This is a genomic window from Sporosarcina sp. P32b (genome assembly GCF_002743335.1).
Lineage (GTDB): Bacteria > Bacillota > Bacilli > Bacillales_A > Planococcaceae > Sporosarcina.
Window position 1 is genome coordinate 173839 of record NZ_PDZB01000002.1, and the last position, 26253, is coordinate 200091.

26 protein-coding genes are annotated in these 26253 nt (G+C 41.5%); 6 read left to right on the forward strand and 20 right to left on the reverse strand.

The genetic code is table 11. The features are described 5' to 3' along the window. Nucleotides 1-196 precede the first annotated feature (196 nt). The gene (locus CSV64_RS02480) at nucleotides 197-610 is read right to left on the reverse strand and encodes a pyridoxamine 5'-phosphate oxidase family protein (RefSeq protein ID WP_099633474.1); all 414 of its coding nucleotides are present in this window, start codon (nucleotides 608-610) and stop codon (nucleotides 197-199) included. Nucleotides 611-690: 80 nt separating this feature from the next. Continuing rightward, entirely contained in the window at nucleotides 691-1443 is a 753-nt protein-coding gene (locus CSV64_RS02485) for a DUF2087 domain-containing protein (protein WP_099633475.1), read from the reverse strand. Between the two features lie 219 nt (nucleotides 1444-1662). Between CSV64_RS02485 and CSV64_RS02490 the strand changes: the two genes are divergently transcribed. Further along, nucleotides 1663-2442, forward strand: a complete 780-nt coding sequence (locus CSV64_RS02490) for an NRDE family protein (protein ID WP_099633476.1) — start codon at nucleotides 1663-1665, stop codon at nucleotides 2440-2442. Between the two features lie 52 nt (nucleotides 2443-2494). Here CSV64_RS02490 and CSV64_RS02495 read toward each other — a convergent pair whose 3' ends face one another. The 7 genes from CSV64_RS02495 to CSV64_RS02525 all read right to left on the reverse strand — a co-directional run bounded on the left by CSV64_RS02495 (nucleotide 2495) and on the right by CSV64_RS02525 (nucleotide 10847). After that, nucleotides 2495-2950 (reverse strand): helix-turn-helix transcriptional regulator, encoded by a 456-nt coding sequence (locus CSV64_RS02495; RefSeq protein ID WP_099633477.1) that lies wholly within the window; start codon nucleotides 2948-2950, stop codon nucleotides 2495-2497. A gap of 216 nt (nucleotides 2951-3166) precedes the next feature. After that, complete coding sequence (locus tag CSV64_RS02500; RefSeq protein ID WP_099633478.1) at nucleotides 3167-4621, reverse strand: carbon starvation CstA family protein; 1455 nt, start codon at nucleotides 4619-4621, stop codon at nucleotides 3167-3169. A 137-nt stretch (nucleotides 4622-4758) separates the two neighbouring features. Then, nucleotides 4759-5490: a LytR/AlgR family response regulator transcription factor gene (locus CSV64_RS02505; protein ID WP_099633479.1), complete on the reverse strand. Its 732-nt coding sequence runs from the start codon at nucleotides 5488-5490 to the stop codon at nucleotides 4759-4761. Then, on the reverse strand, nucleotides 5456-7219 hold the full coding sequence (locus tag CSV64_RS02510; RefSeq protein WP_099633480.1) for a LytS/YhcK type 5TM receptor domain-containing protein: 1764 nt from the start codon (nucleotides 7217-7219) through the stop codon (nucleotides 5456-5458). Before CSV64_RS02510 ends, CSV64_RS02505 begins: the two co-directional genes overlap by 35 nt. Before the next feature lie 32 nt (nucleotides 7220-7251). Continuing rightward, complete coding sequence (locus CSV64_RS02515; protein WP_099633481.1) at nucleotides 7252-8085, reverse strand: squalene/phytoene synthase family protein; 834 nt, start codon at nucleotides 8083-8085, stop codon at nucleotides 7252-7254. Nucleotides 8086-8494: 409 nt separating this feature from the next. Further along, nucleotides 8495-9865, reverse strand: a complete 1371-nt coding sequence (locus tag CSV64_RS02520; protein WP_099633482.1) for a PepSY-associated TM helix domain-containing protein — start codon at nucleotides 9863-9865, stop codon at nucleotides 8495-8497. A 532-nt stretch (nucleotides 9866-10397) separates the two neighbouring features. Beyond that, on the reverse strand, nucleotides 10398-10847 hold the full coding sequence (locus tag CSV64_RS02525) for a hypothetical protein (protein WP_143565191.1): 450 nt from the start codon (nucleotides 10845-10847) through the stop codon (nucleotides 10398-10400). A gap of 340 nt (nucleotides 10848-11187) precedes the next feature. Between CSV64_RS02525 and CSV64_RS02530 the strand changes: the two genes are divergently transcribed. Beyond that, the gene (locus CSV64_RS02530; RefSeq protein WP_099633484.1) at nucleotides 11188-11871 is read left to right on the forward strand and encodes an MOSC domain-containing protein; all 684 of its coding nucleotides are present in this window, start codon (nucleotides 11188-11190) and stop codon (nucleotides 11869-11871) included. A gap of 61 nt (nucleotides 11872-11932) precedes the next feature. Further along, nucleotides 11933-13159: an AI-2E family transporter gene (locus CSV64_RS02535; RefSeq protein ID WP_099633485.1), complete on the forward strand. Its 1227-nt coding sequence runs from the start codon at nucleotides 11933-11935 to the stop codon at nucleotides 13157-13159. Nucleotides 13160-13351: 192 nt separating this feature from the next. Here CSV64_RS02535 and CSV64_RS02540 read toward each other — a convergent pair whose 3' ends face one another. Then, on the reverse strand, nucleotides 13352-13705 hold the full coding sequence (locus CSV64_RS02540; protein WP_099633486.1) for a hypothetical protein: 354 nt from the start codon (nucleotides 13703-13705) through the stop codon (nucleotides 13352-13354). 193 nt (nucleotides 13706-13898) lie between these two features. On the opposite strand from CSV64_RS02540, the gene CSV64_RS02545 reads away from it, so the two are divergent. Further along, entirely contained in the window at nucleotides 13899-14324 is a 426-nt protein-coding gene (locus CSV64_RS02545; protein ID WP_099633487.1) for an SRPBCC family protein, read from the forward strand. Between the two features lie 2 nt (nucleotides 14325-14326). Next, nucleotides 14327-14650 (forward strand): ArsR/SmtB family transcription factor, encoded by a 324-nt coding sequence (locus tag CSV64_RS02550; protein ID WP_099633488.1) that lies wholly within the window; start codon nucleotides 14327-14329, stop codon nucleotides 14648-14650. Nucleotides 14651-14723: 73 nt separating this feature from the next. On the opposite strand, the gene CSV64_RS02555 is transcribed toward CSV64_RS02550, so the two are convergent. From CSV64_RS02555 to CSV64_RS02585, 7 genes are all read right to left on the reverse strand, one after another. Continuing rightward, nucleotides 14724-15173: an SgcJ/EcaC family oxidoreductase gene (locus tag CSV64_RS02555; RefSeq protein ID WP_099633489.1), complete on the reverse strand. Its 450-nt coding sequence runs from the start codon at nucleotides 15171-15173 to the stop codon at nucleotides 14724-14726. Between the two features lie 78 nt (nucleotides 15174-15251). Then, a complete protein-coding gene (locus CSV64_RS02560) occupies nucleotides 15252-15458 on the reverse strand; it encodes an ATPase (protein ID WP_099633490.1) in 207 nt (68 codons plus the stop codon). Nucleotides 15459-15800: 342 nt separating this feature from the next. Then, nucleotides 15801-17411: a catalase gene (locus CSV64_RS02565; RefSeq protein WP_099633601.1), complete on the reverse strand. Its 1611-nt coding sequence runs from the start codon at nucleotides 17409-17411 to the stop codon at nucleotides 15801-15803. Between the two features lie 342 nt (nucleotides 17412-17753). Continuing rightward, nucleotides 17754-18479, reverse strand: a complete 726-nt coding sequence (locus tag CSV64_RS02570; protein WP_099633602.1) for an amino acid ABC transporter ATP-binding protein — start codon at nucleotides 18477-18479, stop codon at nucleotides 17754-17756. A 14-nt stretch (nucleotides 18480-18493) separates the two neighbouring features. Then, nucleotides 18494-19159: an amino acid ABC transporter permease gene (locus tag CSV64_RS02575; protein ID WP_099633603.1), complete on the reverse strand. Its 666-nt coding sequence runs from the start codon at nucleotides 19157-19159 to the stop codon at nucleotides 18494-18496. 39 nt (nucleotides 19160-19198) lie between these two features. Next, nucleotides 19199-20014, reverse strand: a complete 816-nt coding sequence (locus CSV64_RS02580) for a transporter substrate-binding domain-containing protein (RefSeq protein WP_369823490.1) — start codon at nucleotides 20012-20014, stop codon at nucleotides 19199-19201. Nucleotides 20015-20515: 501 nt separating this feature from the next. Next, on the reverse strand, nucleotides 20516-21013 hold the full coding sequence (locus tag CSV64_RS02585; protein ID WP_233190393.1) for a YkvA family protein: 498 nt from the start codon (nucleotides 21011-21013) through the stop codon (nucleotides 20516-20518). A 285-nt stretch (nucleotides 21014-21298) separates the two neighbouring features. On the opposite strand from CSV64_RS02585, the gene CSV64_RS02590 reads away from it, so the two are divergent. Further along, a complete protein-coding gene (locus CSV64_RS02590; RefSeq protein ID WP_099633493.1) occupies nucleotides 21299-22138 on the forward strand; it encodes a pyridoxamine kinase in 840 nt (279 codons plus the stop codon). Between the two features lie 84 nt (nucleotides 22139-22222). Here the strand turns inward: CSV64_RS02590 and CSV64_RS02595 are convergent, their stop codons facing one another. The 3 genes from CSV64_RS02595 to CSV64_RS02605 form a co-directional block, all read right to left on the reverse strand. Then, complete coding sequence (locus tag CSV64_RS02595; RefSeq protein WP_099633494.1) at nucleotides 22223-23479, reverse strand: YeeE/YedE family protein; 1257 nt, start codon at nucleotides 23477-23479, stop codon at nucleotides 22223-22225. A gap of 164 nt (nucleotides 23480-23643) precedes the next feature. Further along, nucleotides 23644-25107: an MDR family MFS transporter gene (locus tag CSV64_RS02600; RefSeq protein WP_099633495.1), complete on the reverse strand. Its 1464-nt coding sequence runs from the start codon at nucleotides 25105-25107 to the stop codon at nucleotides 23644-23646. 154 nt (nucleotides 25108-25261) lie between these two features. Further along, nucleotides 25262-26176 carry a conserved phage C-terminal domain-containing protein gene (locus tag CSV64_RS02605; RefSeq protein WP_099633496.1) on the reverse strand — a complete coding sequence of 305 codons (915 nt, stop codon included), beginning with the start codon at nucleotides 26174-26176 and terminating at the stop codon, nucleotides 25262-25264. Nucleotides 26177-26253 lie beyond the last annotated feature (77 nt).

Below are 26253 nucleotides of genomic sequence, written 5' to 3' on the forward strand. Positions count from 1 at the left end.
ATTCACCTCTCATAAGAACAAGTGTTCTTATGAGTAGTATACCCCCATTTATTGCGTTCAAGCAATGGAAATTCGCGGGATTTGCGTATATTTTTGGTGAATTCTCTAACTAGACAAAAATATCCCGAAAATCAGAGTGTGACCTCTCACTTTCGGGATATGCTATTCAGGTATACTTTTATAGTATAGTAATTATTTACAGGGAAATATCTTCAGGAGGTTGGCCTGATTTATTCATTAAACGAATCGCTTCTGGTTCGATTTTCAAAATAACCAAGTTCGGATCTTCAGGACCATCAAACCATGCTTTCATATGATCGTTCCAGATTTTCTCTTTCAAGCTTTCGTCATCGGAAATTGTGACACGGCCGGAATACTCGACGAACGCGTCACCGAATCCTTCACCTTCATAGCCAAGCAGAATATGCGTGTGAGGATTGTCTTCGAGCTCATCCACCTTTTCCGTTTTTTTATTCGTTGGTGTATACAAAGTCAAACCATCACTCATGAATGTCATATACCGGCTGTACGGTTTATTGTTGTCCACCGTTGCCATCGTGCCCGTCATACTCTCGTTCAAAATTTTAATCACTGTATCTTTTGCAGTCATTTACTTCCGCTCCTTTCGCGATTACTCCTAGTCTTCCCACCACCGCGATTTCTAAACCTGATACGTTTCGTGTAGATAACTCATTTCAGCCAATATTGACTGCCATTGCGGGTTTGACCAAAATATCCGTATTCCGTTAAATAATTCCGAAGTGTAATGAAATCTTCATGGATTTCCGAAAGTCGATCATTCATTTCATGTTTACTGTACGAAATGTCCCCGTCAAAGCGTTTACTAATTTCCTGGACAATAATCCGTCGCTGTTTTTCTGTCGCCGGCATTTCTTTTAGCTGGCCATCTGTTCCTTCAGGGAAAAACGTGCGCAATATCGCTTGCTGCTCATCCTCGGCAACCAAATAATCATCATGGAAAAGCTGAGATGCTTTATGTGGCGGAATAAACGCCTGTGTGTACGACTCGCGTTCCTTCAATAACTCCATCATCGCAAGAAATACTTTCGCCTGACGTTCTTTCTCTTTTAGCGCAAAGCGATGATGCCGCACAGTCGTCGCACTGCCGATCTCCAGTTCTTCTTGTATATCCTTATCGCTTTTTCCTTGATAGAATAAACGCAACAAATCACCTTGATGATCCGTAATGCCCGACCATTTCTTATCAAGTTCAAGCAAATACGCAAACACTGATTGATGCGAATGTTCGATATGCACGTGCATAAATCGCTCTGCTTCATACAACGCATTTTCGTACGGATAAATCACACCTTTTTCAATCTGTTTACCACATAATAAACAATCATACGATGTAGAGCTTTCTATATAGCCTTGCTTTAATTCTGTTAATGAAGCATCCCAGAACGTTTCTGTAAATTCCATATATCTCACACTCCTAGTACATTTTTGGTCACAACAAACAAAATGTATATTCGTTTGTTCAATATATTATATGATACCCCGTACGTTCTATGACTTCAATAGTGCAACAAACAATATCTGATTTTGTTTGCGGTCTTTCTTAGAGCGCTATCCATACAGTCGCCAAACAAAATTGCACGTGATACACTACTTTCATACATACACAAACGGGGTGACATTATGTGTTTACTGGCATTTCAATTGCAAAGCCATCCGAAGTATCAACTTGTTATGATGGCGAACCGTGATGAAGCATACGGACGTCCAGCGGCGCCAGCCGACTTCTGGAGTGATCATCCGGATATTTTAGCAGGACGTGATCTCGAACAAATGGGCACGTGGCTCGGCGTTAACAAACAAGGAAAAGTCGCTGCGTTGACGAATTATCGCGACTTCTCACTACCGCAAACCGGCACACTGTCACGCGGTCATATCGTCTCTTCCTATTTACAATCAGAGCAGTCTGCACAAATATTCATGGAACAGTTGCATACGAACCGAGAGGATTATGCTGGTTGCAATGTGCTTGCCGGGTCAGCTCAGGAGATGTATTACTACTCGAACATCGAGCAATCTATCCAACAGCTAAGTCACGGCACACACGGACTGAGTAATGCATTTCTAAATACTCCTTGGCCAAAAGTGGATAAAACGAAAGCCTTACTGGCAGAGTACTTAGAACAAACGGAGACGATCGACCCCGATGTCTTATTCGATATGATGCAACGAGCGGAACGGTTTCCAACCGAACAGTTGCCTGACACAGGTGTAGGTGAGGATCTTGAGAGTTTGCTGTCTTCAATATTTATCGCGTCAAAAGACTATGGCACGCGTTGCACAACAGTACTGACAATAGATAGTGAAGATCAAGTGGAATTCGAAGAGCGCACATACGAAAAAAGCATATGTACTATCGCACAGAAATTCTCTTTCCACATCGAAAAGCCGGCTCACTCTTAAAAGAGTACAGCCGGCTTTTTTCTGTTTTTCATACATTATTTCCATATAATAGTTATAACATGTCCATATATTTTTTGAATTCAGCCAAGGCTTTTTCACGGTCTCCCGTACTGAATAAACGCTTATTCTCCGCTCCAATAATACGGTAATGCCCACCTGCGGTATGTTGTTGCAACTTATATTGCTGCCATTGCCCGATCTCCGTCCACCAATTAATCGACGCACTCGCTGCAGTTTCCCGCGAATGAATCTCTGTATGTACTGCCATTTCAGCTAATTCGATTGGATCTTCTCCCATGACCGAGCGCAACAAAGCACTCTCACGAAACAGCGCGCAAACTACTACCGCAGTAGCCCAACCAATTTCCTGGCGACCTTTCTCCAGTTGCACTAAAGTCTTCTTTGAGATACCTATAATCTCCGCCATTTGATCTTGCGTATAGTCCATCTCTGTTCGAATTAACTTCAAGCGGGGCGACACTAAGTCAATAACCGTCTGCTTATTCACTACTTTATTCCTCCTTTGCACTAATAGTGTATAATTACACTATTAGTTACTAAAGTTATTTAACTTGTAAAATAGTTGTTTATTGTGTGTTTTTTCTTCATTCGTGTAAATCAGCTTTTCTCTCTATAAGTAGTGTATCACAACTAGAATCCCTATATAAATCTCCATAGAAAAAACCTGCTGAACCGAAGCTCAACAGGTAGTAAATAGATCGTTTTAAATCGTTCTTGTAGAATCCCAGTTTGTAATATCTTCCTCTAGCGGAATTTGTGCAGCTCGTGCTTTCACTGCCGCGTTGAAGAACAAAGCTACTAGGAAGATTGAGATGACAGTCGCTCCGATTAAAGAGACATTCATTGGTAATCCGAATCCAATGGCTGCGTTTAGTATATAGGTCGTCGTAGCCATCAGCATGAACGTTCCGGGTATGAGTGCAACCCAGTAGTTCTTACCGGCAATGAAGAGATACATCGCACCTACGAATAACGCAATGACAGCCGTCGACTGATTCGCCCAGGAGAAGTAACGCCATAGAATGTTGAAGTCTATTTGAGTTAACGCGATTGATATAGCAAACATCGGAAGTGCGATCCATAGACGACTCATGATTTTCGCTTGCGGATACTTAATGTAGTCCGCGATAATCATGCGGGCACTACGGAATGCTGTGTCGCCTGATGTGATCGGTAAGATGATGACGCCGATCACCGCAAGTGTTCCTCCGACAGCACCAAGCATTGTCATGGATACTTCGCTCACAATAACTGCTGGTCCGCCAGCTGCAAGCAATTCACTCAATGTCACTCCGTTGAACAACGCCATACCAGCTGCTGCCCAGATCATCGCAATAATAGCTTCTGCAATCATCATACCGTAGAAAATTTTGCGACCTTGGCTTTCATTCTTCGTTGTCCGGGAAATAATCGGGGACTGTGTCGCATGGAAACCGGATAGCGCTCCACATGAGATCGTTAAGAATAATAACGGGAAGATTGGAATATTATCTGGATGTAAGTTCGCAAATGTTAATTCCGGAATTGGAACACCTTTGAACACCATCATGCCACCGATACCGACTGCACTGATCACAAGTAGTGCACCGAAGATTGGATAGAAACGACCGATGATCTTATCGATCGGTAATAGTGTTGCCAAAATATAATAAAGGAAAATAAGTGCTAAGATAATTCCCATTGCCATCCAACCATTCATTAGGTTGTAGAGCAGTCCTGCGGGTGCCGAAACGAATACCGTACCGACCAAGACGAGTAATAATAATGCAAACGCATTGACGATATGTTTCATCGCTTTACCTAAGAATTTTCCTGCTAGTTCAGGCAAGTGGGCTCCGCGGTTTCGGATGGAGATCATACCTGTCAGATAATCGTGTACAGCACCTGCGAAAATGGCACCAACGACAATCCAGATAAATGCGACCGGTCCGTATAACGCTCCCATAATCGGGCCGAAAATCGGGCCAACTCCTGCGATATTTAGTAATTGAATCAATGAGTTCTTGCTAGTGCTCATTGGCACGTAGTCGACTCCATCTGCGCTTGTATACGCTGGTGTCGCACGCTCTTCCTTTACGCCGAACATTTTGACGATGTACTTACCATACGTAAAATATCCTACTATTAATAAGACGATAGAAAATAAAAATGTAATCAATGCTTTTTCCCTCCCTTATAGTGATAACGCTTACATCAACTATAATAGAAAGATGTCCGAACTATGACAAAATCTCGTAACATGTCAGAATCGCGAAGTAAGATGCACTCCGAGAGATTAACATGTTACGAGATGCTTTATCCTTCAAGGCGTTGACGTAATTCTTTGACATAATTTCGGCTAACTGCCAGTTTCTCCGGCCGCTCATCGACTTCTAGTTGATAGGCTCCATTGAACCAAGGCGTCAAACTACTGACGTGCACGAGGTTCACGAGAATGCTTTTATGAATCCGGAAGAACGACGAATGTGTCAATCTGCTTTCTAGTTCTTTTAATGTCATACGCGTTTCGTAATCGCGCGTAGGTGTCACGACTTTCGTCCATTTCTCTTCTCGGTGTACGTAAAGAATATCACCGATTGGAATATAGTGGATTTCACCTTCTGTTTCTACTGGTAATCGATCCATTCGTTTCGGTGACGTTTCAGGTTGAGTCCGTTGCAGCAACTGTTCTACACGTTCGATCGTCTGCCGCAGTTGCTCTTCATCATACGGCTTCAGTAAATAGTCCATCGCATGAACACGGAACGCTTGTGCCGCGAATTGCGGGTAGGCAGTGGCGAAGATAATTAACGGTACTTTTTTCAGTGCACCTAGCGTCTTTGCCACTTCCATGCCATCAACTTTCGGCATTTCAATATCGAGGAACACGACATCCGGCTGTAGTTGCATCGCCTTGATAATTGCCGACTCCCCGGAATCCGCCTCTCCGACAACTTTCACTCGTTCAAATTGTCCAAGCAAAAAAATCATCTCTTCGCGCGCATACCTTTCATCATCCACGACCAATGCGCGAATCGTTTCCGTCATATCCGTTCACCTCCGATTTCGGAATATGGAATGAAATCTTCGTTCCTTCATTCGGTGTACTTTCTATTGCCAGTCCCGAATTTTCATCAAACGTCATCTTCAAGCGTCGATTGACATTATACAGGCCAAGCCCAGTACCTTTTTCAGACTCGACTTGATCCTGTCCGAGCATAGCGAGCCGCTCGGGAACAATTCCCGTGCCGTTGTCCTCCACTATAATATGAATATCATCGCCTAGTTCATGTATCGAAATATGAACGCTTGCATTCGCGTCCAACTCTTTAATACCGTGCGTAATTGCATTTTCCACGATGGGTTGCAACGTCAGTGGCGGAATCTTCTCTTGCAGGATGCTCGGATCCACATCGATACAAATCTTTAGCTTATCAATAAAACGCGCTTCTTCGATCATCAAATACGCTTCGACGTGTGCAAGTTCTTGCTGTAACGTAACCATCTTCGCCGTCGTGCCTTCGAGATTCTGACGTAAGAAAAAGGACAGCGATGACAGCAATTTACGCGCTTCGTCCGGATTCGTTCGGATCAATGAAATAATAATATTCATCGAATTAAACAGGAAATGTGGACTAATTTGCGCTTGCAATGCCTGGATTTCCGCTTCCTTCGCTAGTTGATAAGCATGATCTGCCTCGGCAATTTCCAGTTGATTGCTGAGTAATTCTGCGAGTCCCGCAATTAATTCAATCGTGACATCGGTAATCGCTTTACGCGAAGGATAGAATAGTTTCAACGTCCCAATCGTTTCACCGCGTGTTTTAAGTGGCGCAATAACAATAGCCCCTGATGCCGATACACTCGGATGTTCATGCATGACAGAGTCTGTGACTATGAGCCGACCTTCTCGAATCACTTGACGCGTTAAATCCGTCTGGATCGAACCTTCCATAACCGTCCCTTTGGATCCGACAAACGCAAGAATATCCGTTTTATCCGTCATCGCGACAGCACCTGGTTGCAACTCATCTAGGAGGATACCGCACACCGCGGTGGCCGTATCTTTTCGCATGCCTGTCCGTAAATAACCCAGTGTCTGATCCGCAATACGCAATGTTTTTTGCGCTTGTAACGCCGTCATTTTATCTTGATCACTGATGACATTATACGCAATCAGCATGAATAAGGCAGTCCCAATACCGTTTGCTAAAATCATCGGTAAGCCAATCGCTTGTACCAATGCAAACGCTTTCTCAAACGGCTCTGCAATAACGACAATGAGCAACATTTGCAACGCTTCCGCAGCTGCACCAATCGCAAATGCCAAAAGCGGACTGATGTGCTTGCCTTTCTTATAGAAGTAACCTGCAAGAACACCAGAAATAATAGTGGAAATCCCACACGAAATAGCCGTGAATCCGCCTAAAGACATCCGATGAATCCCAGCAATAAGTCCAGCACCGATTCCAAGTCGATAGCCACCGAGCAAACCTGCAACAACAACCCCGATTACACGGGAATTCGCAATTGCCTCATCAGTATCGAGTTGCCATGACATATTTTCAAAATGAAACGTCTGCATATCTAGTGCCACACCAAAATACGTTCCGAAAATCCCGAACAATCCAAAAAAGAGTATCGCCGTCAGCTCTTGCCGACGATCCAATACATCTTGATGGATCATATTTTGGAAAAATCGAAAACGAGTCAGAAGGAAAGCAACCGCCACAATCATTCCGACCCGTTCGAACATGATGATCAGTAAATCGAGCATCGCCATCCTCCATTCATTCGATTAACAATAGGTTACTTTTGAATTGCCTTGTTTACGACCGCTACGACTTCGATTCGCGACATCTTCTCGCGACCTTCTTTCAGTGCATCGAGTGTACTATGCGCAAGTGCCAACGGAATATTACAGAAGTTCAAAATCGTCTTCGTATGGATATCTTCAATGTACGCATCCGCTAGCGCCAAATTCTCTTCAGCATACGCGAACATTTCCGGCAACTTCCAATCATTCGGGAAGAAGTTCACGTCACGCACCGCGTCTTCCTTGTAGTTACGCAGAATATTAACAGACTGCAACCCGCGACCAAAACCAATTGCTAGGTCACGATCCGTTTCCGTACCATCATACCAGCGCCAAATATCCGCAAGCATGACGCCCACTAATCCAGCGACATAATACGTATAGTCATCGAGATCTTCACGCGTCTCGATCACCCAGTCCTTACCTGCCCACTCCGCCATGCCGCGACCCATGATCGCAGTCGATTCAAGTACTTTATTACGTGCCGTTTCCGGACAGAACTCTACCCAGTCAGCGAGACGCAACGTCACTTCAGGCAACTGGTCACGGTATGGTGCGAATAACTCGTCCAGTGCAGACGCCATCGATTCACCTGTTGCGATTCCGCGGTCTAGAATATCGCTTACTTTGTTCAGTAAGTCAATGACGATCGTCACGTCCAGTTGTTCATGATCTTCAATTTCATCGATTGCACGCATACACAAGTATGCAGACGCAACGGCTTCGCGAACGTTTGGTTCAAGTAATTTAATCGGTATGTAGAATGTACGGCTTGTCTCTTTTAAGACTTTCATTGCTTCTTTTTGTAATTTCGCTTCGGTTTTCATATAAGGTTCCCTCCATCAATCTTTGCACAGGTTGTGATTATATAGAATGGGTTTATTATAGCATTGATTGGGTTTGGGGTGCGACTGGAAAGGTGTTGGGGGAGGAAAAGCAAGTAGGTTGTGTGACGATTGTGCCTAAGATTGCTGAATGAGAATGGGTTGGCGCTGTTTCGTTGCGTTCCAGGCGGACGCGTTCGGGAGGGCCCGAACTAGTCGCGGTGCTCTTTTTAGTTGTTTCACCTGATCGGGCTGATCCTCCCTGAGTCGCCGCCTTCCACTTCACTTCACTGGATGGACGTTTAGGTAACTGTTCAAGTAGTAGTTCTCTGACTGCGACGAAACAGATCCTATAAAAAAGCTACCTAATGTCAACGTACGGACTTTCTAGGTAGCTCTTCTATTTTAACAATTACTCAGTCCGCGTATCATCTCTCGCACGACGAACCAAATACAAAATCCCTTCAATCGCAAGTACAACCAACAATGAAATCCCGAACAGTGGCATGATGACACCTAAAAACACCATAAGCACAACAAACCCTATAGAAATTTTACTCGTCGTCTTAGGCGGTGCCGAAATATTCCCTTTTCTCTTGCGTGATAACCACATCTTGAATCCGTAAAAAATCAGGAATAAAAATGCCAGACACACGATTAAATTAATAATTTTATTCGGCAAGCCAAACAGATGACCCTCGTGCAACGGAATTCCCCATGTGAACCACTTCGCCAAGATTCCATACTCATCATACCCAACTTTGGAGATCAAATCGCCGCTGTATTGATCAAAATATGAAGTCATTTCTTCAGCAGGATGTACATCTAACCCTGTTACACCTGTATTACTTCCTTTCGACACCGTGAATACACCATCTTCAGAAAACGGATAGACGATCGAATACGGTGTTGAAATCTTTTCGCCCTGTACTTTTTCCATCAATTCTTCAACAGCAATCCCATTATGGCCCATGTCTATTCCAGGCATGTCCCCATTTCCACCGTGATTCGCGTGTGGATCTGGTTTATCGGATGTAGGGGCTTCTTCTTTACGTGTTGCCCAAGGAATCTCACTCATATCAGAAGTAGGTGGCTGTTGTTGTAGCAACGGCGTTCCAATAGAAGGATGTTCTTGGGAGGCAGTATAGATGAAATTCCCCATGAATGCGGACCAGGGAAGCCCTGTGAAAATAAGAATGATCATGGGAATAGTGATGATTGTTCCAATTAAAGCATGAACCCGTTTAAATTGAAGTCGATGTGTTGATTTCTTCGGTTTCTTTAGCGCACGACTTTTAAATGTCATATACAGTCCGGAAAATAATAAAAAGATTGCCCAGCATGCAGCTAATTCAACTAAGTAATTGACGACAGTTCCACCAACAAAGAGCGAACTATGAACATTTCTCATAATATTAGCGTACGTATACTTTGGATTTTGAGAGCCAACTATTTCGTTATGATCATCTAAAAACACGTATTTTTCTTCGCCTGACTCGGACTTTAGAGTGAGTCTCGTGTTATAGGGCTCGTCCATAATCATAACCTTTGAAACTTCAAATCCTTCGTTCTCCTGTTTCACGAGTGAAATTCCTTCGTCAATCGTCAGTTGGGATATTTCTTCACTGTTACCAAAGAAAAGATCCTTGTACGCAACCTTTTCGACATCATTGTAAAACAAGTACCCAATTCCACTCAGCGTAAGTGTAATCAGAAGTGGAGCCATGAACAAAGCACCAAAGAAGTGCCATCTCCAAAAACGATTGTATGTACCTTTTTTCATTGTGTCCCCTCCTCATCTAGTTAGTTATCATTTTATAGCTAACGCAATTGATCTCGTTTTGGATCACTATACCTCCAACAATATGGGCCTTTTTAAAGAATGAAGTGAACGAAAGCGTTATCAATTGCATATAAGCTTTTGTAAGTAAACCATGAAGATATGAACTATGAATGAATTAGAGAACTTGTTCATTTTCTACTATTCAGTATCAAGGACTCCATTATTAATAGTAAGCAGATTCTTTTTCTAATTTGAATACTTTTTAAACAAGGGGGTAGAAAGTAAAGAGGTTATTTAAAAGGAGTAAATAGGTGAGGAAGTGAAAGCTGTAGATATGAGGACTTTGATTTTAGGAATTCGATATGGATGTGTTTTTTGAAGGCGAAATTGAATTGTTTATATTTTTCTTAGAGGCGATTGATCATGTTCTGAGATTCGTGAATATGTTAAATGTTGGCGCACTAAAAGGAAAGAAACATTAACTATTTCATTCCACATGTATCATTTCTACTTATATCTGATAAAAAATATATTATTCCGGTAAATACGGACTAATATAAAAAGCGAATTCTTGTAATCGATCCTCATACTCCGGATTAATCCGTTTCGTGTATTTCATAATGGCGCGAGTCAGTAGCGCTCTAGTCTCAGCAAAGTTGTATTCGCCTTCCTGTTGATTAAAGATGGACTTGACTGGTTTGATCGTAAAAAAATCATCCACTGTTGCGCTGCTATTTAGCTCCATATAATTAAGTGCATCGACTGACAACACGCTGTATACACGTGCTAGAAGATCTTGATCTCCATCGTTTTCATCCGCCACTACCTTTGCTAACTGGTTGATGCTGCGTGGTCCATTATGAAGCGCGTGCCACTTAGGTATAAATCTCCTTTTGTCACGTTGTTGCAATTCATTATATTGAGTCACTACTTCCTTTAACTCGTCTTTCATTAGTTCCATTTGATGTTGTTGAATGGTCAAAGGGCAAATTAACGGACGAATTGTTTTGACGTTTGATTGATCTCTTGTGTAGTGTCTGTAAATGATAGTAGATTCCTTTCAAATATATAGTTTCATATAAAAGGGCGTGTCTTCTAGGTTAGTAAGTTACCTAGAGGACACGCTTTTACATTTTTGAGACGTAAGTCGGACCGTTTCGATAGGATATATGTATCGATACTCTCGATCGATGGTTTTTACTAGATTACTCTTTGACTTCACCCACTTGGAAATATTGATTCTTAAAAATATTTACCAAGTTCAAGTGATAATGATACACTTATACTCAAGCGATATATTGATTCTACTGGAGGTATATTCCATGAACTGGGTTGAGATTCTTTCATTAAATGTAGGGAAACCAAAAGAAATGGATTTTGGAAAAAAGTCTGTTTCGACTGGTATTTTTAAAGAGCCAATTTCTCAAACAGTCTTTTTATCCTCTAGGAACTTTACCGGTGACGGTCAAGGTGATCTCGTTCATCACGGCGGTGTTCATAAGGCGGTTTGTGTGTATCCACATGAACATTATTCTCATTGGGAACGCGTCTTAGAAAGAACGCTTCCGTATGGTGCGTTTGGTGAAAACCTTACCCTAACAGGGATGACGGAAGAAGACGTATGTATCGGTGACTCTTTTCAGCTCGGTGAAGCGATTGTTCAAGTGAGTCAGCCCCGCCAGCCTTGTTTTAAGTTGGCGCTTGTCTATGAACGAAAAGATTTACCGCTTCTTGTACAAGATACAGGTTTTACAGGCTTTTATTTCCGCGTGTTGCGTGAAGGGTTGGTTTCGCCTATGGATACATTAATTCCGTTAACACGCCAAGTACATGCTATTTCAGTATCGGAGGCGAATCGGCTGATGCATCATGATAAACAGGACTTGGAAGGTGTTCGTCGATTGCTGGAAGTTGAAGAACTGTCTCCGAGCTGGCGCAAGACATTTGAAAAACGGGTGGCGGGTCAGGATGTAGATACTAGCGAACGGATTTCTGGTGAAAAGTGAAGTGGGTATTGGATCCACATGTAGTAGACTATAGTTTATTTCACGAGAAGAGGTATAGGATATGGAAAATGATAAAATACGAACTATGACTACGTGGTTCAGAAACTGGTTTTTGGATAATAAAGTAGTCGCGATATTATTGATTTCCCTATTAATTTTATTGAACTTCCTAGTCTTTTCTAAAGTTATGTACATGTTTCATTTTGTAAAAGAGTTTCTCGGTGTAGTGGCATTACCTATCATCATGGCGGGAATTCTATTTTATCTATTGAATCCATTGATCGATATGCTGGAAAGAAAGAAAATCAAGCGGGTTTGGGGGATCGCACTAGTCTTCGTGGTCATTAGTGGTTTAGTCGCATGGGGTATTATCATACTGATTCCGACTATACGCGAACAAGCGACTAGCCTCATTCAAAACTGGCCAGAATATTGGAATAAATTAGTAGCACAATTCGATAGCTTGTTGAGTAGTAGTATGTTTTCTCAACTACAAGGAAAGTTGGACGATATCGATCAAAACATTATCAAGTCGATAACAGAACAAACGAATGGCTTCATGGACTCTGCTTTCTCGGGGATTGGCAGCGTACTCGGAACGGTTACGAATGTGGTCATCGCATTGCTGACGATGCCGGTCCTTTTATTCTTTTTATTAAAAGACGGACGCGATTTGCCGTATCATATGATGAAACTTTTGCCGACGAAGATGCGTGCCAATACGTATAAAGTATTGAAAGAAATCAATATGCAAATTAGCCAATATATCAGAGGTCAATTATTAGTAGCATTTTTTGTAGGATTGATGTTCTGGATTGGTTTGGCAATTGCGGGCCTTGAATATGCCGCTTTACTTGCGATATTAGCCGGAGTCCTAAACTTGGTTCCGTATTTAGGGTCGTTCCTGGCAATTATCCCGATTGTCATCATTGCGTTAGTTTCTTCGCCTTTCATGCTTGTTAAAGTAATCATTGTGTTCGCAGTTGAACAAGCACTTGAAGGTAGATTGATCCAACCGTTGATTTTGGGTAGTAATTTGAAAATACACCCTGTCACTATAATTATCGTGTTGTTAACGGCTGGAAAATTATTCGGTGTACCCGGTGTTATTTTAGGTATTCCCGCTTACGCTGTCATCAAAGTACTTGTAGAACATATTTTCAAGTGGTATAAATCCTATTCAGGTCTTTATGCAGAGGCATATAACCCTGCGCCTAAACCGAACGTTCCCATTGAAAAAAGGAAAGTGAAGAAGCGTAAAAAGTTTAATTTTTGGAAAAAACGTTAGACTTTGCCGTTAATGAAAAAGTACAAGCCCGAAATGAGATAGCTCCTCATTCCGAAGTCAATAGGGCGTTAAATAAACAGAGCGTATCTTCTAGGTTAGTACATTACCTAGAAGATACGCTCTAAAAGTATTGAATTCATAAAGATGATTTGCATAATAAATTGGAAAAGCGCCCACTTCTTCGAACATCGTTCATTTCCCCTTGCAAAGCGCCCATAATCCTAGAACGCCACCCACAACTACGGTTAACGCGGTTAGTTTCTTCCTATCCAGAGTAGACTCAAACCTCACCTGGTCTGGTGTGATGACATATACGCCAATGGGTTTAATAGTAAAAGCACCGCCGCTACCGTCACCACCCCCACCTACTGCATATTTAACTTTCGCCACAGGGACTACTTTTTGCAAACCAAGTTCGATCGGTTCCCCGTATATGAAGGTCACGTCTTTTTGGTTGGCAAATTTATTAAAAATCGTATTAATGGGTGTTTCACTATACTCTTTCTTCCCAGCAAACTCGTTCGGTTGAGTTTGTCCATTATTCATGTCTATTCCCTCCTCTCTTTACTCATTCGCCTTCTTCGGTCAATCACCTTCTATAAGACGCTTACTGATGATTTATTATTTCATTTTAATTAAAACCTCTTTTAAGTAGATGAAATATAGTTTATATAACACTTAAAGGTGTTACAATAATACATAACACTTTAAAGTGTTATATGAATCGGAGGTATCCATGATGAATTCACAAGAGAAATTAGAAGAAATCCGTAAAACCGTTGTACTTCATGCGCCGCTTGAAAAAGTTTGGCAGGCGGTTTCTACATCAGAGGGCATGGCAGCGTGGTGGATGCCCAATTCACTTAAACCAATAGTAGGTCATGAATTTGTACTTCATACAGAGCAATTCGGGGATTCTCCTTGTAAAGTAACAGAACTTCAACCACCTACTCGTTTAGGCTTTAATTGGGGTAAAGATTGGCATGTTTTAATTGAATTGAAAAAATTGAGCGAAGAGGAAACAGAGCTTACGTTAATACATTCTGGTTGGGATGCAAATAAAGTAACTGAATTTGAACAACCTCATACAGTTGTTCGTGGATTTATGGAGAGCGGTTGGGAACGTATTGTCAAAGAGAAACTTCCGGCTATTTTGAAGGCTTAAAAGTGGTGAACCCAACTAAGCAAGATGTTTTCCAAGCGATTTCTGATCCGACTCGTCGTAGTCTGTTAAAATTGCTTGCCGAAAAAGAATTATCCATCACTGATATTGTGGAGTTTTATCCGATAAGCCGAACAGCAATAAATAAGCATCTTCATATTCTTTTTAATGCGGGCCTCGTCAGACGTCAGAAGGTGGGAAGGGAAACTCGCTATAAGCTTACTTCTGAACCACTAATTGAACTAAAGGACTGGCTTAGTTTCTTTGAACAGTATTGGGATAAAAACTTGCTCGCTCTTAAAGAATATGTAGAGAAAAATAATGATTAGCTAGTAGTGGAACCGAGTATAGGAAATGTAAATTCCTCGGTTCCTTTTACATGATTCGGTTACGACTTTGTCATTATTTAATTACTTGCCTTAACTCATCTGTCATTTGCTCAACTAATTCTGGTCTTCCATGAAATTGAGCAGGTGTATTTTGGAAGAGCTCAACTTTCCAATTGCCGTCTTTGTGAACAGTAACTAGAGTTTGTAGTGCATTTACTGTGGGCTCAATATCTGTTTTCCCAGGTGGAATCATCCCGGCAATGGCTTGTACGATTGCGGTATCCTTTCCGATTACACGAACGTCTTTCACTTTCGTCACAAAAGGCGCAGTGGGATGGTTTTCAAAGATTGACGTAAGATGCGATAAAATTTCCTGTCGTCCAACCATTTTACTTCCATCAAAACCAATTTGAATGCCTTGTTCCGTAAATAGTTCAGTCATTCCTTTTGCATCACGGTTGTTCCATGCGTCTATTAATTTTCCATAAAGACTAGTCATTTGATCTTCGTTAGAAATATTCATGCACTGTTCCCCTTTTTTTCATATATATTATTTCCCTTACTTCGTCTCTTGTATAACGGGTAGCCACTACGTACTTCACTAATTGGTATGTGATTTCGATTTGATAATAGTTTCACTAATAAACCCCATTATGATGCCGACACCGATCGGAAGTAGTGAAATTTCAGTATGCGAAAGTGAGAAATTAAAGATAAGAATATCTATATTCCCTATAAAGCCTATTACATATAGTACTATCATCGTTCCAAATGAAACGAGTAACGGAATCCAAAAGGACTTATTCACAACTCCACCTCCCGATCTAGTAGATTGTCAGTGATGTATTTATTATGAAAACTAGTATTCTAATCTACTTGTTCTTTCACGTTGTACACATATGGCTCCTTAAATGCGATCTTCTCTAGACATTTCTTACGATAAAGTATATCATTTTTCCGCTAAATTATCTAACTACTCTGTCTTTCATTTTATTGAACACAGATCAAACCCGTCAATAGAAAAGCTTGTATTTGAAAATAAAAAACATCTATATAAGTCACAAATGGAGAGGCTTGCGTGATCTCATTTGTTTCCTATACAGATGCTACTCTGCATATTAATTTGAATTGAAAGAGCTATTCCTTTTCATCAATAAGGGTCTGCTTCATGACCTTTATCCACTGCATCTTTCACAGCCGATTTAGAATCGGGCGTTCCTTGTCCGAATTTTGATTGACCCGCGTCACGGCCAGGGACGTTAGGTTCTGCCGCCATCCCTTCGAACTCTTTCATTTTCTGTTCAATACCTGCTTGTACAAGACGTCCGTATTCAAAATCCGCTTGTGTGAAGTGATCGATCATTGCTTCTTGAATACGTACATCACACGCTGCGAGCGCTTCGGAGAGGTTATTAATTAATTCCTCTCGTTCCCATTCTTCAAACTGCCGGAACGTCTCGCCTGCTTGTCCATAATTATTCGGTCGGTCAATCGGTGCGCTCATCGCTGCTGCATTATACGTAGGTCTATGCGGAGGTCGACTTTCTCCTGTTGCTTCCTTAAATCCACCGAGCATGGAGGGTTCATAATTAATATGCGGATTGTCTCCCGACTCGCTTGGGTCTCGATGATCCATTTGACCACGTTGCTGGTTTGTCCGAACTTCTTTTTTGGGTGCATTAACAGGTAACTGGAGATAATTCGTGCCGATACGATGACGCTGTGTATCGGAGTACGAGAATGTACGACCTTGAAGCATTTTATCGTCGGAAAAATCCATTCCGTCTACAAGTACACCGGTTCCGAAAGCGGCTTGCTCGATGTCCATATGAAAATCATCAGGGTTGCGGTCTAATACCATCTTCCCTACAGGCAACCAAGGAAACTGTTCTTCTGGCCAAAGTTTTGTATTATCAAGCGGATCAAAATCGAGTTCTGGGTGGTATCCATCTTCCATAATTTGCACGAAAAGTTCCCATTCAGGAAACTCTTTACGTTCGATTGCCTCAGATAAATCCTGCGTCGCATGTGCAACATTTTTCGCCTGAACGGCGTCGGCATCTTCTTGAGTTAAATTACGAATGCCTTGTTTTGGCTCCCAATGATACTTCACTAAAACTGCTTCACCTTTGTCATTCACCCACTTGTATGTATTCACACCTGAGCCTTGCATGTGACGATACGTGGCGGGAATGCCCCATGGTGAAAACAAAAACGTGATCATATGGATAGATTCTGGTGATCGAGAGACAAAATCAAACATGCGTTGTGGATGCGGTATATTAGAAGCTGGATCGGCTTTGAATGCGTGAATCATATCAGGGAACTTCATCGCATCTCGAATGAAAAAGATCTTTAGATTGTTTCCTACCAAGTCCCAGTTGCCATCTTCTGTATACATCTTCACCGCAAACCCTCGTGGATCCCGTGCAGTTTCGGGCGAATCTTTAGCGCCTGCTACAGTAGAGAAACGAGCGACTAAAGGCGTTCTCTTTCCAGCACCCGAAAACACTTTGGCACGGGTGTACTTTTCAACTGGCTCGTTCCCTGCTTTGCCATACGTTTCAAAATATCCAAACGCACCCGAACCTCTCGCATGGACGACTCGTTCAGGTATTTCCTCACGATCAAAATGAGAAATTTTTTCGATAAAATGATAATTCTCGAGTGTAGCCGGACCACGGTCACCAATTGTCCTGATATTTTGATTATCCTGTACTGGATGCCCTTGGCGTGTCGTAAGTATTTCTCGCTCTTCCATTTGACCGTCATTCTGTTTACGTTGTTTCTTTTCCACTGTATTCCTCCTCGACAAAGTGCTTTCTAATTCTACCGACAGTATGACCCGAACAGGAATAAGATAAACACCTACACTTCACTTCGAGAGAAACGGTACAATTCGCACGCAAGGCTTCCAGAATACTGCTTGTTGTATATATTTTAAATGCTTCCACGTTTCCCGGGAAATCTCAGAAGGTCGGATTGAGCAGGGGTAGGAAGATAGTGAATTGAATACAAAAAGCACCGGCTCACTGAACAATGGATAACTGTTCGGAGAGCTAGTGCCTCTTGTGAAACTATGAATGAAACTTTTCTACCGTTGTTATACGTCTACCATTTCTAGAAATTGCAGCGTTCGTTCATTTGTGGAGTGATTAAAGAATGTCTCTGGATCAGAATCTTCAATGATGACTCCTTCGTCTAGCATAATGACTCGGTCTGCCACGTTTTTCGCGAACTTCATTTCGTGTGTCACGACGATCATCGTCATCCCTTCCTCTGCTAGGTTTTGCATGACTTGCAACACTTCCCCAACGAGTTCGGGGTCTAAAGCAGAAGTCGGTTCGTCGAATAACAAGACTTTCGGTTCCATGGCAAGTGCTCGAGCAATCGCCACACGTTGTTTTTGACCACCGGATAATTTATTAGGGTAGACTGCCGCTTTTTCGGATAGCCCTACCTTTTTTAATATCCCGTGTGCCATCTTTTCCACTTCTACTTTGTTTAATTTTTTGACCATCAGAGGAGCTTCCATAACATTCTCTAATACAGTTTTATGTGGGAATAAATTAAAGTGTTGGAACACCATCCCGACTTCCGCACGGATTTTCACCAAATTGTCTTTTTTCTGATTGACTTGCTTTCCATCAATTGTAATAACGCCTTCATTCGTTAATTCTAAAAAGTTTAAACAGCGTAAAAAAGTACTCTTGCCTGAACCACTGACCCCTATGAGCACCACTACTTCTCCACGGTGTACTTCCATGTCGATACCTTTTAACACGTTCAAATCTCCAAATGACTTATGAATATTTTCTGCTTTAATCATCGGATCTGCCCCCATTATTTATCCACATCCAATTTGTTCTCATACCATTTTAATAGAGCGCTGAAGATTAGGACGAGAATTAGATAATAAAGACCAACTACGAGAAACGTTTCAAATTGTTTAAAGTTAGAGGCGGCGACGCGATTGGCCAAACCGAATAATTCAGATACACCAATAACATAGACTAGAGACGAATCTTTCAATGTGATGATGAATTGGTTTCCGAGCGGCGGAATGGCACGTCGTAAAGCTTGTGGAAAGACGATCCGTCTCATCGTTAATGAACTATTCATACCAAGTGCAAGACTCGCTTCACGTTGACCTTTATCAATTCCTTGAATAGATCCACGGAAGATTTCCGCAATATACGCACCATTATGAACACCTAGTGCAATCGCACCTGCCCAAAAGTTATCTAATACGATAATAGATGTGATCCCAAAGTATAGAAACATAATTTGAACAATTAACGGAGTTCCACGAATGAGCGTTATATAAATATTCGCGATCGTCTGCAGTATTTTGGAGTTTGAAATCTTCATCAGTGCGAAAATAACACCTAAAATCATCCCAATTACAACTGCAATCGCTGTGATTTCAATCGTTAATAGACCTGCTTGTAAAAATCCTTTGTACGTATTTTTGAATACGTCAACAAATGTTAGTATAAACTCAGGCACCGGCACACCAACTTTCTAAGAAATAGGTGGAGATTGTAGTTATTCCAATAACTCGACACCTTCTAAATCAATATCTAGTAAATTACGACCGAACCATTTATCTGAGATTTCCTCATACGTCCCGTCATCCATCATCTCTTGTAATGCCTCATCAAGTGCTTTTGTTAATTCTGGATTTTCTTTATTTACCGCAATGGAAGGTTGTTCTACCCACATCGGCTTGTCGACCTCTTTGATTTCAAATCCATTATCGATCGCTTCATAGCCTACGATGTCCGCAGTAATTACTGCATCTAAACGACCTTTAACCGTTAAATCTTTTAACGCTACTACATCACTGCTGTAATACTGGACATCATCCGATAATTCTTTAGCGGGTTCTTCATATGTGGACTGAGCTACTACACCGATTTTCTTACCATCTAAATCTTCTGGAGATGTAATTTCTTCATTATCCTTTGCAACAAAAATCATGCCACCTGAATAATAATAAGGCTCAGTGAAGTCCGCTTGTTCTGCACGTTCTTTTGTATAAGCCATAGAACCAATAATTGCGTCAAACTTATTTCCAACTAGACCTTGTAAAATTGTTTCAAATGGATTCGTTACGGGATTGGCTTCAAGACCCATTTTCTCAGCAAGTGCATTTCCTATTTCTATATCAAAGCCTGTAAGTTTACCGTCTTCTTCAAAACTAAATGGTTTGTACACGCCACTTGCAGCGAATGTAAATTTACCTTTATTTACTAATTTATAGCCTTGATCTTCAGTAGTATCAGATGTTTTCTCTTCGTCGGTACCACACGCAGCAAGCACTAACACAGATGCTGCTAGTAATAGAATCATCATTTTGATTTTTTTCATTTTCCCAAACTCCCTTTTTAGTTAGCACTATCGCTACTTTTTACTTTTCATTAGTGATTTCATTTTTCAGTGATTTTCTATTACGGACGTGCTTTCTGTTTTCGAAGTACTAGTATGGATTTCTTTCGTGGATAAATCTTTATTTCGATAATTTGAAAACGCTTACAATTACTATTGATGAATGCGGTACTTCGTACTATTAATATATCTAGCCTCCTTTTCATCGTGATTCATTGCATACTAAACTCATCATAGAATCGAAGTAGATTTTGGATCTTTATCACACTATCCTCACTTTCTAACTAGTAAGTTATTTACTATTAAACCATGATACCATAGAAAAGTGAACGATTAATTTTATATTCACATAATCTTTTTATCCAACACAATAAATATAATCTTTCTATTTTCACTACGTTACGACTATGTAACTACATATCATGTAGAAGCTATACAGTAAAAGTTTTCTTATATATATCCTCCAAAATACATTTACTCATTCACGCTTTTCTTATTCTCTTTCTTCAAACCTTTAATATTTTTCTTGATTTTTTTACTCTCTATTTTCTTTTCCTTTTTCTCTTTTCTATCTTGTACAGACTTTTCCATTTCATCATCCAATGAATCGGTATCGTTTACAGCATTTTCACCAAACCAGTCCACTACTTTATTTTTTGCGAGCTGTTTTGTATTTGCATCAATATACGTAGCGACGACTAGTAAAGCTCCCACTACAATGGCCAAATCATCGGAATATCCTACGATTGGCGTGAAGTCTGGTATAAAATCTAACGGCAAAATGAAGTATCCTAGAGCGCCTAAAATAGTAGACTTTACTTTCTTCGGGACTGTCGGCTTTTTAAATGTATAGAACAGTAATAGAGCCCCATACGTTAACTTAACTCCTGCTTGTTTACCAAACTTCAGAATTTTATCCCAAAACTTTTCCTCGGAGAAACGCTTAGAATAGTCCTCGTTGTTTTTGACCAAGATAATACCTACCTTCTTTTATTTTCTGAGTTTGAGTGTCTTATTATTTTCATTTGTGACCTCTACGACTCGAAACGTTCGTTTGGTCATATGTATACCCTTCATTCCCGGTATTCTAACCATGGTATTTTATTAGTAAATGCTCTTGCTGTGCTTTTGAAAAATTTTCATTTTTTAAAATCGTGATGTGTAATTAACTAGCCGTAACTAGTTCTCTCACAACAATCCACCGCATTCTTTATGCTATGATACGTATACTACATAGCGATTTACGGAGGATTCCACATGAAAAAAGTTGCAATTATTCAAGATTTATCTTCATTCGGTAGATGTTCACTCACTGCCGCGATTCCTGTTCTTTCCGTGATGGGCGTGCAAGCGTGTCCATTACCTACAGCGGTTTTGTCTGCACAAACAGAATATCCGAGCTATTACTGCCATGATCTTACGAACGTCATGCCGCGCTATATGGAGGAGTGGAAGAAGCTCAACGTTTCGTTTGACGGTATTCATACCGGCTACATTACTGGCAAAGAGCAAATTCACCATATCCTCACGTTTCTCGATAGCTTTTCTTCTAATCGGACGCTTTTGCTCGTGGATCCGGTGCTTGGCGACAATGGAAAAGCGTATGATAATTTTGACGAAGAACTTCTTGAACAAATGAAAGTTCTTGTCGCGCGGGCGGATATTATTACGCCGAACATTACGGAATGCTGTTTGCTGACCGGTTGTAGCTATGACGTCTTGCATAGTTGCGTGGATGAACAGGATTACTTGAAGATTGTCGAAGACGCAGGTAGACAACTACAACAGACAACTGGCGCTGAAATTGTCATTACAGGCATTCAGCCACCTAGCCGGCAACATTCTATCGGCAATATGTATATTAACGAGACAGACACTCTCTTTAATACGGTGCCGTACAATGGTAAAAGCTATTCAGGCACGGGTGATTTATTTGCATCGGTATTGATGGGTAGCCGACTTCGTGGTGTAAGTATGGAACAAGCGATCACGCTCGCAAAGGAATTTTTGCTCTCTGCCATTGAGGATACTGCTTTAGAAAATACACCGGTAGAGGCGGGAGTAAATTTCGAGAAATATTTGCGAATGTTATTGTGAGACCTACATACTAAAAAAGCACCGACCCACGAAAAAATATCGTGGATCTGGTGCTTTTTTATGAACTTCATCGTTTCATTTTCATTAGCATACAGAATCATTGGATTTCGGTACCGTAAGCCCGAACAGAGGCCGGAGATATAATGCTAAGAACGTTCCAGCAAGTGCGAGAATCCCCCAAATATATCCGTGTAAACTAAATGATGCGATGCCGCCGAAGTAGGCACCAATATTACAGCCGAATGCCAGACGTGCGCCATAGCCCATCATCAAACCACCAATGACAGAAGCTGCGAAATTACCAGTTGTTACGCGTGTGAATTTGAATAAACCACCTGCTGCTGAAGCGACGAAAGCTCCGATAATAACGCCAAAGTTCAGTACCGTAGTGGAATCAGTGAAAATAGATGCTTCTAGCGCAGACGCGTTGGCTCCTTGCCAATACCCCCAACTCGCTACATCAAAGCCTATGACAGAAGCTATTTTGGAGCCCCATAACGCGAAAGCAGAAGTAATGCCCCAAGGCGTACCACGCGTCATGAGCGTTAATGCGTTTAAAACCGCTAATACAATCGCAGCTGCAAACAAAGGCCAAGATCCACGGAAAATTCGTTTCCAACCTCTTTCAGTAGGAAGTGCTGCCATTTTAGGTGCTTTTTTCTTTTTCTCAATCAGTAAAGTAATCCAAGCAATGAATCCGAATAGCGCAATGGAGACAAGCCAAGCGCCACCATAGCCTAAACCAGTGGAAGTGGCCAATGAAACCGGAGCGAATGCAGGCATTTCTTCCGTCCAGAATGGTAAGTGATACGCGCCAACTGTAGCACCAACAATAAAGAACGCAAGTGTTACGAACATAACTGTACGTCCGCCACCTATTGCATACAGTGTACCGGAAGCACACCCACCACCTAGTTGCATGCCGATTCCAAAAACAAAAGCACCTACGAGGAGGCTAACACCTACAGGCGAAACATAGCCGGCGACTGGGCCGCCAAAAAATGTCGTGCCATACGCTAAAATCGGTGCGAATAACGTGACCGCTATTGCCAGCATCAGCATATGCGATCGCATCGCTTGGCCGTTTCCGACTGATGCCATGCGTCGAAATGCTGACGTAAAGCCAAAGCGTGCATGGAACAAAGTGAAGCCAAGCAATAACCCAATGCCAAGAAGCATCGATTGAGAGATATGCTGAGTGGCTAGCAAATAAGCGAATAATGCGACTGCCACAAGGACCCCACCCGCAATCAGTAGTTTTTGCGGTGGGTTTAATAGAAGATCATCTCGTTCAACAGGACCTTTTACGTCGTTGACGGGTTGTACTTTTATAGTAGTCAATGCAAAACATCCTTTTCCTATTAATTTAGTAAGTATATTAATTCATATTAGTATTATCGGGTTTTAAAGTCAACTTGTTGAGCTTATTATAATTCTTTTATCGCTTCCTAGTAAACTGCATAAAAAAATCCTTAACCCTAGTACCAGGATTAAGGATTTTTCTATTATTTTATTTCTTCTACATCTTCTCGCGGTGTCGCACGGTACACGATAAACGACAGTACAACCGCCACAAGTGACATGGCAAACGCGATAAAGTATACCAATTCCACTCCAGCAACGAGTGCCAAGTCAGCAGTTAATGCGTCTTCAGGCGTCGTAGATTTCTTTAGAAAGTGTAATTGTCTAGCATTCATAATACTAATGAACACCGACACGCCAATAGCTCCAGCAACAGGTTGCAGCGTCGACATCACTGCTGTACCATGCGGATATAATCGTTTCGGCAACTGATTCAATCCATTCGTCTCTGCTGGCATCATAATTGCGGAGACACTGAGCATAAGCAAGATATAGCTCGTGACGACAACCCAAATCGGTGTATCGAGTGTCAATCGGCTCATCATGAACATCGTTCCACTAAGCACAAGCGTCGCAGGTATCATCAACACACGCGGGCCGAATTTATCGAATAATGACCCCATGAATGGTGACATTATACCATTTAAAATACTGCCCGGCAGTAGGATCAAACCTGCTGTCGCTGCGCTCAGTGCGAGTGGTCCTTGCATATAGATGGGCAAGATGATTTCAGAAGCGAACATCGCCATAATAATAATCAAGAACAAGAACACCGCGTGCGTGAACATCGGATAACGGAACACACGCATATCCATGACGGGCTCTTTCAACTTGAGCTGTCTTATAGCAAAAAGTGCAATTCCGATTACACCGACTCCGATCAACAGCAAAACGCGAGGGTTCGCAAATCCATCTGCACTTTCACCAACCGAACTGAATCCATAAACGAGTGATCCGAAACCAATTGATGAATACACCAATGAAATATAATCAATTTTCGGTTTTGTAACTTCCGTAATATTGATCAAATATTTGTAGCCGAATCCGATTGAAAATAATGCGAATGGAATGACGAGGATGAATAAATAACGCCATCCGAGATATTCCACGATCACACCTGATAACGTGGGACCAATCGCTGGTGCGAACATAATGACGAGTCCGATGATTCCCATAATCTTACCGCGTCTATGCGGTGGATAAATGAGCAAGAAAACGTTAAAGATGATAGGCATCAATAAACCTGTTCCGACAGCCTGAATGAGTCGCCCCGTTAATAGAATCGGAAATGTCGGAGCACTCGCCGCCACGATCGTTCCAATCGTGAAGACGGTCATTGTACCGAGGAATAATTGCCTCGTCGTAAACCATTGTAAAAGTAAAGCCGAGATCGGGATAACGACCGCCATGACAAGCATGAAGCCTGTTGCCATCCATTGCACAGTCGGTAACGTAATGGAAAATTGTTCCATCAGTGTGATCAGTGCGATGTTCAATAGTGTTTCATTCAAAATGGCGAAAAAGGCACCGATAATGAGTGCCAACATGATGGGCAGCACTTTCATATTCGGGTTATCCGCCAAGTATTCGTATTTCTGTTCTTCCATCTGAAAACCTCTTTCGTTGATCTCGTGAATTCGGCAATATAGTTACCGTTCATTTACTCTTATCATGCTTTTTTATAGGCGATGTGTCAATCTTTCTGATTCCAAAATGGCGATCTTTTTTCCATAGATTTATTATCTCTTTTACGCATGCTATCTAGCCTAAATACTCTCCTCCACTAAAATCCAATACAGGTGATTGAGGTACGCGCCTTTGCATGTTCTCTACAGGAATAGCTGGTTGTTCATTCAAATAATTTTCAAAGTTCGTCGGGTTAAATAACGTCGAAGGACGTAAGTACGCTCGGAATTCGGGATGGGTATTCCACTGCGACACTTTGAGATCAATGACTTGTACAAAATCCTGTTGTGTATAGCCTTCTTTCACTCTTGCGCGAATAAATTTCTTTGTTGCTGCAGATGTTGCTTTAAATTGCTTACCGGTTTTCTCGTTCAGATAAGCAATGACGAAAAGCGTAACGTCGAGAGGCTTCTCGACAAGATCATTATTCTTTATTTTTTTAAGTTCTTTAAGTTCTTTGGTTATAGGCCGTACCAGAGTGGTACAGTCCTTCGTTTCACTTTGGTACGACACAGCGTTTCGAAGTGAAACGTCCGGTGTATCAGATTGAAACGTCGCATCGTCTTCTTTTTCGTTTGGTGATGTATCAGGTTGAGACATCGCATGAGGTATGTCTAGTTCACTTTTTGCTGGCATGGCTTCTTCAAACGACGTGTCATCTTGAATAGACAAAACAGGTAGTTTAGTATAATCAATCCGATACCATTTCGTCTTATCAATTTTCATTTTGTTATATTCTGAAGTCGAAATGAGGTATCCTTGCTTTTCCAAATTATAAATCGTGCGTTTGATCGTCATACATGACAAAAATGAAAATTCCTCCTGCCATTGATCAACTGTTTTATACACCCACTGATATTCGTCGCGCACATTTTTTGAAATAAGTGAACGGAAATGCAATTGCTGCAGAAATAACGCTTCATTTAACCCGACTAAATGCACAAGTGACGGTAGTAATTGTAATGGCTGTTCATTGATTAATAACTTCATACTGAATTCCTCCTAAAATGTCTGTAAGTGATAGCAATTCACCACTTCACTTACTATATAGAGGACTTTTTGCGTAA